The 12846-nt window shown below is 59.6% G+C and carries 10 protein-coding genes, 2 pseudogenes and 1 riboswitch; of the genes and pseudogenes, 9 read left to right on the top strand and 3 right to left on the bottom strand.

Annotated elements, in window-relative coordinates:
- Window positions 1-63: 63 nt before the first annotated feature.
- Window positions 64-1374, top strand: a complete 1311-nt coding sequence (guaD, locus tag LPQ25_RS12660; RefSeq protein ID WP_014907556.1) for a guanine deaminase — start codon at window positions 64-66, stop codon at window positions 1372-1374.
- Window positions 1375-1473: 99 nt separating this feature from the next.
- On the opposite strand, the gene LPQ25_RS12655 is transcribed toward guaD, so the two are convergent.
- Entirely contained in the window at window positions 1474-2730 is a 1257-nt protein-coding gene (locus LPQ25_RS12655) for a sensor domain-containing diguanylate cyclase (RefSeq protein ID WP_014907555.1), read from the bottom strand.
- A gap of 398 nt (window positions 2731-3128) precedes the next feature.
- Between LPQ25_RS12655 and LPQ25_RS12650 the strand changes: the two genes are divergently transcribed.
- From LPQ25_RS12650 to LPQ25_RS12640, 3 genes and pseudogenes are all read left to right on the top strand, one after another.
- A complete protein-coding gene (locus LPQ25_RS12650) occupies window positions 3129-4169 on the top strand; it encodes a LacI family DNA-binding transcriptional regulator (protein WP_009485818.1) in 1041 nt (346 codons plus the stop codon).
- A 192-nt stretch (window positions 4170-4361) separates the two neighbouring features.
- Window positions 4362-5283 (top strand): annotated as a pseudogene (locus LPQ25_RS12645) (TIM barrel protein).
- A gap of 13 nt (window positions 5284-5296) precedes the next feature.
- A complete protein-coding gene (locus LPQ25_RS12640) occupies window positions 5297-6469 on the top strand; it encodes a Gfo/Idh/MocA family protein (protein ID WP_014907553.1) in 1173 nt (390 codons plus the stop codon).
- A 31-nt stretch (window positions 6470-6500) separates the two neighbouring features.
- Here LPQ25_RS12640 and LPQ25_RS12635 read toward each other — a convergent pair whose 3' ends face one another.
- Window positions 6501-7613, bottom strand: coding sequence for a DUF4056 domain-containing protein (locus LPQ25_RS12635; RefSeq protein WP_014907552.1), 1113 nt, complete (start codon window positions 7611-7613; stop codon window positions 6501-6503).
- A 65-nt stretch (window positions 7614-7678) separates the two neighbouring features.
- A pseudogene (locus LPQ25_RS12630) lies at window positions 7679-7860 on the bottom strand (hypothetical protein).
- A riboswitch (TPP riboswitch) is annotated at window positions 7861-7962 on the top strand.
- Between the two features lie 68 nt (window positions 7963-8030).
- Here LPQ25_RS12630 and tenA point away from each other — a divergent pair.
- From tenA to LPQ25_RS12605, 5 genes are all read left to right on the top strand, one after another.
- A complete protein-coding gene (gene tenA, locus LPQ25_RS12625; protein WP_226340349.1) occupies window positions 8031-8726 on the top strand; it encodes a thiaminase II in 696 nt (231 codons plus the stop codon).
- Window positions 8723-9451: an ABC transporter ATP-binding protein gene (locus tag LPQ25_RS12620; protein WP_014907550.1), complete on the top strand. Its 729-nt coding sequence runs from the start codon at window positions 8723-8725 to the stop codon at window positions 9449-9451. The genes tenA and LPQ25_RS12620 overlap by 4 nt, the downstream gene beginning before the upstream one ends.
- The gene (locus LPQ25_RS12615) at window positions 9448-10188 is read left to right on the top strand and encodes an ABC transporter permease (RefSeq protein ID WP_008804790.1); all 741 of its coding nucleotides are present in this window, start codon (window positions 9448-9450) and stop codon (window positions 10186-10188) included. The genes LPQ25_RS12620 and LPQ25_RS12615 overlap by 4 nt, the downstream gene beginning before the upstream one ends.
- A 24-nt stretch (window positions 10189-10212) precedes the next feature.
- On the top strand, window positions 10213-11148 hold the full coding sequence (locus LPQ25_RS12610) for an ABC transporter substrate-binding protein (protein ID WP_014907549.1): 936 nt from the start codon (window positions 10213-10215) through the stop codon (window positions 11146-11148).
- A gap of 306 nt (window positions 11149-11454) precedes the next feature.
- Entirely contained in the window at window positions 11455-12840 is a 1386-nt protein-coding gene (locus tag LPQ25_RS12605; RefSeq protein WP_002905540.1) for a diaminobutyrate--2-oxoglutarate transaminase, read from the top strand.
- The last annotated feature ends 6 nt before the right edge of the window (window positions 12841-12846 follow it).

Raw genomic sequence — 12846 nt, 5'->3', positions numbered from 1 at the left:
GCAAACTGGCACCAATCTTGCTGTTTATCACTATTCCCTGAGCGTTGAGAGAAGGCAGGTTCGATGATGGATTACCAGACCGCGGTGCGCGGTGCATTTTTTGATATCGCCGGCGTGGCAGAGACCCCGGATGAGGTGGCCGCCCAGGCCCGCTATCTCGATGATGGCCTGTTGTTCCTGCAGGAGGGGAAAATTATCGCCCTGCTGCCATGGCATGAGGGGGAAACCTTTCTGCATCCCCTGAAGGGCTATGTCGATCTGAGGGGTAAGCTGCTGCTGCCGGGGTTCGTTGATGCCCACGTTCACTATCCGCAGACCGAGATGATCGGCGCCTTTGGCGAACAGCTGCTGGAGTGGCTCACCACCTACACCTTCCCGGTGGAGAGCCAGTTTGCCGATGCGGAGTATGCCCAGGAGATAGCGCAGTTTTTTGTAAATCAATTGATAAGCCATGGCACCACCACCGCGCTGGTGTTTTGTACCCTGCATCCGGCCTCGGTGGAGGCGTTATTCAGCGAAGCGCTGCGTCTGAATATGCGGCTAATCGCCGGGAAAGTGATGATGGATCGCCATGTGCCCGACTACCTGTGCGAAACCGCCGGGGAGAGCTACGAGCAGACCCGGGCGTTGATCCGCCGCTGGCATCAGCGCGGCAGGCTGGGCTATGCCATCACCCCGCGCTTTGCCCCCACCTCGACCCCGGGGTTGCTGGAGGCGGTGCAGCGCCTGCGGGCCGAGTTTCCCGACACCTGGCTGCAGACGCATCTCAGTGAAAACCGGGAGGAGATCGCCTGGGTTAAACAGCTGTGGCCTGAGCATGCGCGCTATCTGGATGTCTATCATCACTATCAGCTCACCGGCGAACGCAGCGTCTTCGCTCACGGGATCCATCTCGATGATGCCGAGTGGCAGTGCCTGCATGACACCGGGTCCGCAGTCGCCTTCTGCCCGACGTCGAATCTGTTTCTCGGCAGCGGGCTGTTCCGCCTGCCCGCCTGCTGGCAGCACCAGGTGCGGATGGGCATCGGCAGCGACGTCGGAGCCGGGACCACCTTCAGCATGCTGCGGACGCTGGGCGAGGCCTACAAGGTAGGACAACTGCAGAGCTATCGCCTGCGCGCCAGCGAGGCCTTCTATCACGCCACCCTTGGCGGGGCGCGCGCCCTGCGGCTGGAGGAGAAAATTGGCAATTTCCAGCCGGGCAAAGAGGCGGATTTTGTGGTGATTGACCCGGCGGTCACCCCGCTGCAGCGCCTGCGCACAGGCCGCTGCCATGACATTTATGAGCAGCTGTTCGTGCTGATGACCCTGGGTGATGAACGCAATATCAGCGAGACGTGGGTGAACGGCGAGCGGGTGTGGTGTCAGGATTGACCCCATCAGCCAGTCCCACTTCCTGAAAAGAACGAGAAAACGCACCATACCTTGTTTGCCACCTTAGCGCAGGCTAACCCACTACAGGCGGGGGCTTATTCAGGCGGCGCCATCTCTACTGCGCCGTCGCTCAGGGCTGTCAAAAGGCATGCGCGTCACCCGATTACGCCCATCATTTTTTGCCGCATACAGCGCTTTATCGACGCGGGAAAACAGTTGATCAACCGTTTCGCCGTCATGATGTTCAGCCACGCCGATGCTGACGGTCACCGACAGCGTCTGGTATTCGCTAACCGCCTGGCGGATCCCCTCCGCCAGTATCAGCGCGCGGCCGATCGGCGAATGGGGCAAAAAAAGCAGAAACTCTTCTCCACCCCAGCGATAAATTTTATCTTCGCGGTCGACCGACGTTTCCAGAATACGAGAGAGCACCAGCAGGACCTCATCGCCTTTTTGATGGCCGTGAATATCATTAATGCTCTTGAAATGATCGATATCGATTAACAGCAGACAATAACCCCGGGGGATAAAAGTTGGCGCCTCAACCAGATGGTGAAACTCCCGGCGATTAAGCAAGCCGGTTAACGGATCGTGGGCGGCGGAAAATTCCAGCTCTTTTTTCAGATGCACTTCTTCGGTGATATCGTGAATGATGCATAGCATCAGTCGAATATTATACAGCACCACCGGCCCGGCATAAGTTTGGACATGGCGTAGCGAGCCGTCAGCCAGAATATGCGTAAAATTAAGCGGTTTATGACCGCCAGGCAGACTGGCAATATTATTCATAATGGGGATAACGTCCCGGCCCAGGGTATTTATTTGCCAGGTATGTTTGGTGCGCATTTCCTCATCGGAATAATGATAAAAACGTAGCGCGGCAATATTGGCATCGACAATCCGGCCATCTTTATGAGGGTCGATCAACAGCATCGGCGCGGTATTGGTCATAAAAAAGCGAGCGAAAAAGCCATTGTTACGCCGCTGGTAGCGGCGGGAGCCGGTATGAATCGACTGATTTTGCGCCAGCAGCTTCACGGCTTCAAACAGCAGCAAGCAACCACAGTCTTCGGTATCAATCAGGGTGGTTTTGCAATACACCGACTGCAACCCATTGGCGGTGGGTAACGTCCAGACTTCGAATATCTCGCTCATGGTGTCGAGATAGCGAAGGTAGTGCTGCAGTTGCGTTTCCGGACAGGTGGAATAAATACCGTTACGCATCTCATTGAGCGACATCTCGCCGCTCAATGTCCGGGAAGCCTGATTGGCATAGACCACCCTTTCGTTAAAAGGATGAACTACCCATATCGGGGTGCTTAAGACCTCAAAAACAGCCAGCTCTTTTAATAACATACAGGCCCCAAACCGACCCACTGCCAGCGCGGAACGGCACTTAACGCTGTGCAGCCCCAACGCTGGTTTAAAGTGAAAGCAAAATAGACACCGAGAAACCGCAATTACGCGCGAGCGCGCCAAGTATAGTCGGTTATGCGCCCAGTAAAGCCCTCTGAGGGTGACTTTGCGCGCAGTTTAACCAACAGAAGCGATGCTGCCTTTAATAATAATTTTATTTCAACAGCATAGCAGCAATGCCAGAACGGGTAGTCGCTTTTGATCACAGAGTGTGCATCGCCAACAGGGGTTACCCGGCAGGCGCAGCGGCATAGGCCAGGGCGGGCAGAGAGTCGCTTTTCTGCCCAGGCTAACCGTGATAGTTTCTATCATTACGCTCATTCATAGCGACAATTACCTTGAAAAAAATCGCCACTAAAATCACCCTTGCCGACATTGCGCGTGAAGCGCGCGTCGGCGTAGCCACCGTCGATCGGGTGCTCAATAAGCGCGCGGCGGTGAAAGAGTCCACGGCGCGGCGCGTGCTGGAGGCCGCCCGCCGGCTGGGTTTTACCCTCGAGCAGCCCCACTATCGCCTGGCTGCCGGCAAAGCGCCGGTCACGATCAGAATGGGCTTTATCCTGCTGCAGGAGAGCCACTCCTTCTACCTGCCGTTGGCCCGGGCGCTGACGCGCGAGGCTGCCCCATGGCTACCGGCGGGCCAGGCGCCGGTGATACTGCATTTTGCCATCGATGCGGTGGAAGCGATGGCTCAGGCCATTCACCGACTCAGCGATGAAGTGGAGGTGCTCGGCCTGGTGGCGCTGGATCACCCGCTGATTCGCCACGCGGTGGCCCGGGCCGCCGCCCGCGGCGTGCGCGTGCTCACCCTGCTTTCCGATCTATCGGTCCCCCAGCGCAGCGGGTATATCGGCCTCGATAATCATAAAGCCGGGCGCACCGCCGCCTGGTTTATCGAGCGCTTATGCCGGGGAAATGGTGAAATTGGCATTATCATTGGCGATAATCGTTTTACCTGCCAGGAAAGCTGTGAGATCAGCTTTCGCTCCTGCCTGCGAGAACAGGGCAAGGGGCAACAGATCCTTGAGCCGGTTCGCAGTCATGAACGGGCGGATATCGCCAGGACCGTGACGGAACAGATGCTGACTCAGTACCCGGCCCTGCAGGCGATCTACGCCCCCTGCGGCGGCGTCGAAGGGATCGTCGACGCGCTGCGCGACAGCGGCCGTCAGCAGGAGATCGCTCTGGTCTGCCACGGTCCGCTCAGCGACAGTGAACTGGCCCTGATCGATGGCACCATCGACATCATGCTTAACCACCGGCTGGATGAGTTTGCCGCCGTTACGCTGCGCGCCATGGCGGACGCTGCTTCACGCCCCCATAGCGAGGTGATTTCACTCCCTCAGCCTTTCGATATCATCACCAAAGAAAATATGTAAATTTCCGGCTCCGTCTCCAGCGGAGATGGTTATCGGGCGGACCGCGCCACCTCTCGATTTGATAAAAAATTATCAAAAAATCCATCAATTAAAATCATGATGATTATCATAAAATCAAAATTCCATCATTGTTGACAATGATATCTTTATTCAATACTCAGCGGCATCCCTTGTATGAAAAAGGAAGCCGACATGATACATCCTATCGCTAACGCCCCTGCAGCTGGGGCGTCGATGACCCGAAAAACCCTAACCTCCCTGCCTGGGCTACCGTACTGAAGGAGGCGGCGCAGGCTGGCTATCGCAGCATTGAGCTCGGCCCTGGGGTTATCTCCCCACCGATCCGGCCAGCCTGCGCGCGGCGCTGGAGCAGCATCAGCTGTCGCTGGTCGCCGGCACGATCTTTGACGATCTGGTGAGCGAGGCCCATTTCCCCACCCTGGTGGCGCTGACCCATCAAATCTGCCGCAATCTGTCGCAGGTAGCCGCTGCCGAACCGATCCCGGGCCGCCCTTTCCAGCCGCCCTATCTGGTGATTATCGACTTCGGCAACCCCGAACGGGCGCGCTTTGCCGGGCGCGGCGCGCTGGCTCCGCGCCTCAATGACAAAGACTGGCAGCGCATGATGGAGCACATTATCGCCCTTAGCACCCTCGCCTGGCAGGAGTACGGTGTGCGGGCGGTTATCCATCCGCACGCCGGGGGCAGCATTGAATTCGCGGATGAGATCGAGCGGCTGGCCAACGATATCCCGCACGACGTCGCCGGGTTGTGTCTGGACACCGGACATCTCTATTACGCCGGGATGGATCCGCTCGACTGGCTGGATCGCTATTACCACCGCCTGGACTATCTGCACTTCAAGGATGTCGACCCGCAGGTTTATCAGCGCGCTATCCATGAAGGTATCGACTTCTTCACTGCCTGCGCCGAAGGGGTGATGTGCCCGCTCGGTAGCGGCGCCATTGACTATCCGGCTATCAAAGACTTTCTTGCCCGCCGGGGGTATCAGGGCTGGATAACCCTTGAACAAGAGCGCGACCCGCGCCATGCCGCAGGCAGCCTGCAGGCGGTCACGGAAAGTCTGCGCTATCTGCGCGACGTCGGATTCTGACAGGAGGCACGACATGATTAACGGTTTAAAACCTCTCGACCGCACCCTGCGCTGGGGCATGGTCGGCGGCGGCGACGGCAGCCAGATCGGCTATATTCACCGTTCTGCAGCGCTGCGCGATAACACCTTCACGCTGCTGGCCGGCGCCTTTGATATTGATGCCGAGCGCGGACGCCAGTTCGGCCAACGGCTGGGGGTGGATCCCGACCGCTGTTACGCCGACTATCAAAGCCTGTTCCGCGGCGAGGCTGCCCGGCCTGACGGCATTCAGGCGGTGTCAGTTGCCACGCCAAATAACACCCACTATGCCATCTGCCGGGCCGCGCTGGAGGCCGGGCTGCACGTGGTGTGCGAAAAGCCGCTGTGCTTCAGCAGCGAGGAAGCTGACGAGCTGGTGGCGCTCAGCCAGCGGCGGCGCAAGATCATAGGGGTGACCTACGGCTATGCCGGCCACCAGCTGATCCTGCAGGCCCGGCAGATGATCGCCGACGGGCTGCTGGGCGATATCCGTATCGTTAATATGCAGTTTGCCCACGGTTTTCACGCCCAGCCGGTGGAACAGGAAAACGCCAGTACCCGCTGGCGGGTCGATCCCCGCTTCGTCGGCCCCAGCTATGTGCTGGGCGACCTGGCCACCCATCCGCTGTTTCTGGTCGAAACCATGGCCCCGCAGCTGAAGATCACCCGGCTGATGTGCGCCAGACAAAGCTTCGTCAAAAGCCGCGCGCCGCTGGAAGATAACGCCCATGTACTGATGGAGTATGACAACGGGGCCATCGGCTCACTGTGGAGCTCCGCCGTCAACTGCGGTTCGATGCACGGGCAAAAGGTGCGAATCATCGGTGAAAAAGCCAGTCTCGAATGGTGGGATGAACAGCCCAACCAGCTACGCTACGAAATCCAGGGCGAACCCGTGCGCATCCTCGAGCGCGGTATGGACTATCTCGATCCGCTGGCGAGTCAGGATGATCGCATCGGCGGCGGCCATCCCGAGGGACTGTTTGAGGCATGGTCGAATCTCTATCGCCGCTTCGCCATCGCCATGGATGCCGCCGACCGTCGCGACGAGGCGCTGCTGGCCGACTTCTGGTACCCGGACGCCCGCGCCGGGGCGTTCGGCGTCCGCTGGGTGGAAAACTGCGTGCGTTCTGCCGACAACGGCGCCTGCTGGGTCGACTTCCGCTAACTCGCCGGCTCAGGGCGTTCGTCCTGAGCCTTTACGGATATTTTTCTGTCCGCGCCAGCTGGGTTTTATCCGCCTCATGGGCGCGGTCCGCCAGCCCCTGGAACGCTCCGGCGCCATAGTATTGCGCGGGAACCGGCAATGCCTGCATATCGTGCCCTGGATAGATCTGCAGTTCGCCGAGGTCGCGTAAGCGGAATCCCCCGACCTGCTCCGGCATGGTCAGGCGATACGGCGGCATGGTTTCGAATGGGACCGGCGTCGGCAGCCGGTTTTCCTGTAGATCGTAGTTACGCTTCAGTACCAGAAACTTATCCGGCACCCGCCGGTGACTGTTCCACCAGTCGCCGTCGATCTGCTGAAACATCGCTTCCGTCTCTCCGCGCGTCGCCACCAGCAGCCGGGTCAGCACTTGTTTCAGCGCCGCATCCAAGGCCTGGTTATAATCCTCCAGCGAACCGCCGTGGCCGCTGAGGATGACATTAATCGCCAGCCTCGCGCCCAGTAAATTGGAGTAGAGATCCTCGGGCGAAAAAGCGGAAATCTCTTCGGAAAACCCGGGGACCGACTGGAAGCCATACCACTGGGCGATCTCATGCCACTGGGCGATTTCGAAGGCCAGATGCCCGGCGAGCCAGGCCGCCAGCTGATAGCGCTGCCTGACGCCCGCCGGCGGCGTAAAGGCATTCAGCTGCACGCGGCGCACGCCCAGTTCTTCACTGTAGAAGATCCGCCCCGCCTGGCCCAGCGTCGGCGCAATACGATTGAACAGATAAAAGGTGTTATCCGCCGTATCGCGCACATGGGCGATATCAATAAAGCCGCCGCGGCGGGTATAGATAAGCCCGTTCTGCTCCTCGCTGAGCCCCAGCAGATTTTTCACCGCACCGAACGCGCTGTCGTTGTAATGGTGCTTACCCAGCGTACCCAGAGTCAACACATTACCGATCTGGTACATCGGGATCGGAATGCCCGCCGCGCGCACGTGCAGGTCGTAACCAAAAGCGCAGCACGGTCGCAGCGACTCCGGCGGCGGCAGCTCACCGAGGGTGGGCGCCGTATGGATCGCCGTCACGGCGGGTAGCACCGGATCCTGCGCCAGCGCCGGCAGCGCCAGCGCGAATAATAGCCAGAAGGCTTTACGCATCAACAGCCTCTCCACAGCAATAAAAGTGCGCGCATCTTACCGGCAGATAGCGCCTGCGGTTTTAGTTAAAAACGGTATTCAGCGCCGACAACGAAACTATTGCGCGCGTAAAAGCCGCTCTTCCGTTCGTCGCGGCCCGGTGGTTAGTAGTTCTTGCGCGGAAAAGCGCTGGCTATCCCCCCATTACCATCATCCTGCGGCAAGGTGGCGCGGTGATTGTATTCAAAAGGTGAATGTCGTATAACATAGCGCTACCGAGGGGTGTCCCGTGAGGGCTGAGATGGCGCAAGCCGAACCCTTTGAACCTGATCTGGGTCATGCCAGCGAAGGGACGGGTCGGCAATTTTGCCAGCATTACCGCCATTGCCTGTTCACACCCCTGCACGCCCGGATCTCCCCTGAATAAATGGAGGTCCTGTGATCGTTCCCGCTTTTAGCCAAGGTCTTTACGGCCGTTTACGCCAGCTGGCCGCCGCTGACTGGCAGCGCTATGTGGCGCATCCTTTCGTCCAGCAACTTGCCGATGGGACGCTGGCGGAAAACGCCTTTCGTCGCTATCTGACCCAGGATTATCTGTTTCTGATTCACTTTGCCCGCAGCTACGCGCTGCTGGTGAGTAAACTGCGCACGCTGCCGGAGATGCGGGCCGCGGCCGCCTTGATGAATGCCATCCTCAACGAACTGCCGCTGCACGTCGGCTACTGTGCCCAGTGGGGGATTAGCGAACCGGAGATGGCCGCCCAACCTGAAGCCCCCGAAACCCTCAACTATACCCGCTATGTGCTGGATATTGGCCACTCGGGTGACGCGCTGGATCTGCTGGTCGCCCTGATGCCCTGCGTCGCGGGCTACGCCGAAATCGGTCTCGGCCTGCTGCAGCATCCCGCCACCCGACTGGACGATAACCCCTACGCCTCATGGATCCGCAACTATGGCGATGAAGGCTATCTGCAGGGCGTCAGCGCCGCGCTGGCGCTGTTGGAAACGGTGTGGCAGCAGCGCGGGAGCGAGGCGCGAATCACTGAGCTGAGCGAGATTTTCACCACCGCCACCCGCCTTGAGGCGCAGTTCTGGCAGATGGGCCTCAACGCGACGGCGGAGACCCGGGCGTGACGGCGCCGGGTATCGAGGTCCGAGGCCTGAGCCTGCATTTCGGCGACCGCCGGCTGTTCGACAACCTGTCGTTTACGGTCCCCGGCGGGCAGTGGGTGTCGCTCCTCGGTGCCAGCGGCGCCGGCAAAACCAGCCTGCTGCGGGTGATGGCCGGTCTGGCGCCCGCCACCCGGGGAGAAGTGGTCGCCAGCGATGGGCAACCGATTCAGGGCCGTCTGGCGTGGATGGGGCAGAAAGATCTGCTTTACCCCTGGCTGAGCGTCCGGGACAACATCGCCCTCGGCGCGCGGCTGCGCGGTGAAAAAGTCGATCGCGCCCGGGTCACCGCTCTGCTTGAGGAGGTGGAGCTCTCGTCCTGCGCCGACGCCCGGCCGGCAACCCTCTCCGGCGGCATGCGTCAGCGCGCCGCGCTGGCGCGCACCCTGTATGAGGACCGCCCCATCGTGCTGATGGATGAGCCTTTCTCGGCGCTGGATACCCTCACCCGCACGCGCATTCAAACCCTGGCAGCCACCCTGCTGGCTGGTCGCACGGTGGTGCTGATCACCCACGATCCGCTGGAGGCCTGCCGGCTGAGCCACCGCCTGCTGGTCCTCTCGGCGGCCGACGGCGACATCGATGACAGCCATCACCTCGCCGGCACACCTCCGCGCGCGCCGGACGCGCCCGATCTCTTGAACAGCCAGGCCGCCCTGCTGCAGCAACTGATGAGGGCTCATCCATGACCGGACGTCTCTGGCGGGGCAGCATGGTGTTCTGCGGGCTGATGATCCTCTGGGGTCTGGCCAGCCGCAGCGGCATTCCCCATTTTCTTTTACCGTCCCCGATGGCGGTCGCCGAGGCGCTATGGGTAAATCGCGCCTATCTCGGCTGGCATACGCTTATCACGCTCAGTGAGATCCTGAGCGGCCTGGCGCTGGGCGTGACGCTCGGCGTCACCCTGGCGCTGGGCATGATCCTCTCCCCCCGTCTGCAGCGCTGGCTGATGCCGCTGGTGCTCACCAGTCAGGCGATCCCGGTCTTTGCCCTCGCCCCGCTGCTGGTACTGTGGCTGGGCTTTGGCATGAGCGCCAAAGTGGCGATGGCGGTGCTGGTGATTTTCTTTCCGGTGACTTCCGCCTTCTTTGATGGCTTGCGGCGGGTCAACCAGGAGTATCTCGATCTGGCGCGCAGCATGAATGCCTCCTTCGGCGCTCAACTGCGACATGTCCGCCTGATGGCCGCCCTGCCGGCGCTGGGCTCTGGCCTGCGCATGGCGGCGGCGGTGGCGCCCATCGGCGCGATTATCGGCGAATGGGTCGGCTCCGCCGAGGGGCTGGGCTACGTCATGCTCAATGCCAATGCGCGGCTGCAAACCGATATCTGCTTCGCCGCGCTGTTTATTTTAGTGCTACTGACCCTCCTGCTGTGGCTGGCAGTAGATACCCTGCTACACCGGCTGATCGACTGGTCACCGGAATAAAGATGAAGTAATAAAGGAAAACAGATGAAAAAGTCGCTTTTCGCCGGGGCAACCCTGACGGCACTGGTCAGCGGCCACGCGCTGGCCAATGAACCGCTGACGCTGGTCCTGGACTGGTACATTAACCCCGACCATGCGCCGATTATGGTGGCCGAGCAGATCGGCGCCTTTAAGGCTCAGGGGCTGGACGTCAAGATTGTCCCTCCCTCCGATCCCGCGCTGCCTCCGCGCATGGTGGCCGCCCGTCAAGCGGATCTGGCCATCACCTACCAGCCGCAGGTGCACTTTTTTGCTGACGAAGGGTTACCGCTGGTGCGTGTAGGGACACTGATTAATTCGCCGCTGAATACGGTTATCGCCCTGGATAAGCAGATCAAAACCCCGGCAGATCTGCAAGGCAAGAAGGTGGGCTACTCGGTCAGCGGCATTGAGCAGGCCACCCTGTCGACCATGGCGCAACACGCGGGGATCGATCCGGCCAGTATCAAACTGGTTAACGTCAATTTCCAGCTGACCAGCGCCCTGCTGGCGGGCCAGGTGGACGCGGTCATCGGCGGCTACCGTAATATAGAAGCGCAGGAGCTGAAGCTGCAGGGCAAAACGCCGGTAGTGATGAACGTCGAAGATTACGGCGTGCCGGCCTATGACGAGCTGGTGATTGTCGCCCATCGCGACGCGATTCATGAGGCCAAGATCCGTAAATTCCTCACCGCCCTGCAGGCCGGAGTGAGCTATCTGCGCGCCCATCCGCAGGAGTGCTGGGAGGCGTTTGCCGCCGCCCACCCGGAGCTTAGGACCGAACTCAACCACCAGGCGTGGCTGCAAACCGTGCCCCTGTTCGCCACCGATCCGGCGGCGCTGGATAAACCGCGCTACGAAGCTTATGAACAGTTTTTATATAACAATAAGTTGGTGAAAAAAGTCACACCTTTAACAAATTATGCGGTGGAACTGCATTGAGTCTTGCTATCGCTGACGGAAGGCATTCCGTCAGCGCTTTAACGTAGCGGCAATAAAAATATAGAGACTTTCTCACTAATAATTACACTTTAAAGGGTTATAGTGACAGAGCGTTGTTCTATTATAATTCAGCAAGTTACGTTAATTTTGCCCCTGGTAAGAATAACGTCAAAATAGCGCAATCAATAAAACGTTGAATGCGGATTTAAAAAGCCATATATTGTGCGCGCTTTATGAATGCCAATTCAATTTCTTACACCAATTATTCAACCAGCGTTCAACCGCAATGCTGGTTGTGGGAGTGATATGATGACGGATAAAGTCCGTATTGATACTTTACGTGCCGATTTATTAGACGCAAACAACGAAACCTTTTTGGCCCGTCAGGCCGAATTCGAATCGAATGTCAGGAGTTACCCGCGTAAGCTGCCGCTGGCTATCACTAAAGCCGAAGGCGTGTGGCTGACGGATGCGGATAACAAACAGTACCTGGACTGCCTCGCGGGCGCCGGTACTCTCGCTCTGGGCCACAACCACCCTGATGTATTGCAGAGCATCCAAAGTGTCATTACCAGCGGCTTGCCGTTACATACTCTCGATCTTACCACCCCGTTAAAAGATCGCTTCTCCGAATACCTGCTCTCTTGCCTGCCGGGCGAAGGGAAAGAATATTGCCTGCAGTTCACCGGCCCGTCCGGCGCTGACGCCGTGGAAGCCGCGCTGAAGCTGGCGAAAAAATACACCGGTCGTACCGCGGTGATCAGCTTCTCCGGCGGCTATCACGGGATGACCCACGGCGCGCTGTCCGTCACCGGCAACCTGTCGCCGAAAGCGGCGGTTAACGGCATGATGCCGGAAGTCCAGTTCATGCCTTACCCGCACCTGTATCGTTGCCCGCTGGGCATCGGCGGCGAAGCCGGCGTGAAGGCCCTGACCTACTACTTCGAAAACCTGATCAACGACGTGGAGAGCGGCGTCCGTAAACCGGCGGCGGTGATCCTTGAAGCCGTGCAGGGCGAAGGCGGTGTGAACCCGGCGCCGGTCGAGTGGCTGCAGCGCATCCGCAAAGTGACCGAAGAGCACGGCATTCTGCTGATCGTCGATGAAGTGCAGGCCGGCTTTGCCCGTACCGGTAAATTCTTCGCCTTCGAGCACGCCGGTATTCAGCCGGACATCATCGTGATGTCGAAAGCGGTTGGCGGCGGGCTGCCGCTGGCGGTGCTGGGCATTAAAAAGCAGTTCGACGCCTGGGAACCGGGTCACCACACCGGCACCTTCCGCGGTAACCAGCTGGCGATGGCCACCGGCCTGACCACCCTGCGTCATCTGCGCGACAACAAGATCGCCGACAAAGTCGCCGCCCAGGGCGAGTGGCTGAAAGGTAAACTGGCCGAGCTGCAGAAACGCTACCCGGTGATTGGCCACGTTCGCGGTCTCGGTCTGATGATCGGTATCGAAATCGTCAAGCCGAACGAAGCGCAGGATCACATGGGCTGCTACCCGGCTGACGGCGAACTCTCTGCCCTGCTGCAGAAGAAATGCTTCGAAGCGGGCCTGATCCTCGAGCGTGGCGGTCGTCACGGCTGCGTGCTGCGCCTGCTGCCGTCCCTGCTGATCAGCGACGCGGAGCTGGACGTGTTCCTCGACAAATTTGAACAGGCCCTGCTGGCCGCCGGCGTAAAACCGGTCTGAGTGGAG

Source organism: Klebsiella sp. KPN54798, from assembly GCF_021184225.1.
Lineage (GTDB): Bacteria > Pseudomonadota > Gammaproteobacteria > Enterobacterales > Enterobacteriaceae > Klebsiella > Klebsiella pneumoniae.
Note: the sequence above shows the minus strand (reverse complement) of the source record. Positions and strands in the feature narration are given on the sequence as shown.

Bases quoted from the DNA above. Each gene is read 5' to 3' on its own strand.
- LPQ25_RS12615 (WP_008804790.1), top strand. From the start codon at position 9,448: ATGACCGGACGTCTCTGGCGGGGCAGCATGGTGTTCTGCGGGCTGATG.
- guaD (WP_014907556.1), top strand. From the start codon at position 64: ATGATGGATTACCAGACCGCGGTGCGCGGTGCATTTTTTGATATCGCC.
- LPQ25_RS12635 (WP_014907552.1), bottom strand. From the start codon at position 7,613: ATGCGTAAAGCCTTCTGGCTATTATTCGCGCTGGCGCTGCCGGCGCTG.
- LPQ25_RS12605 (WP_002905540.1), top strand. From the start codon at position 11,455: ATGATGACGGATAAAGTCCGTATTGATACTTTACGTGCCGATTTATTA.
- LPQ25_RS12610 (WP_014907549.1), top strand. From the start codon at position 10,213: ATGAAAAAGTCGCTTTTCGCCGGGGCAACCCTGACGGCACTGGTCAGC.
- LPQ25_RS12640 (WP_014907553.1), top strand. From the start codon at position 5,297: ATGATTAACGGTTTAAAACCTCTCGACCGCACCCTGCGCTGGGGCATG.
- LPQ25_RS12655 (WP_014907555.1), bottom strand. From the start codon at position 2,730: ATGTTATTAAAAGAGCTGGCTGTTTTTGAGGTCTTAAGCACCCCGATA.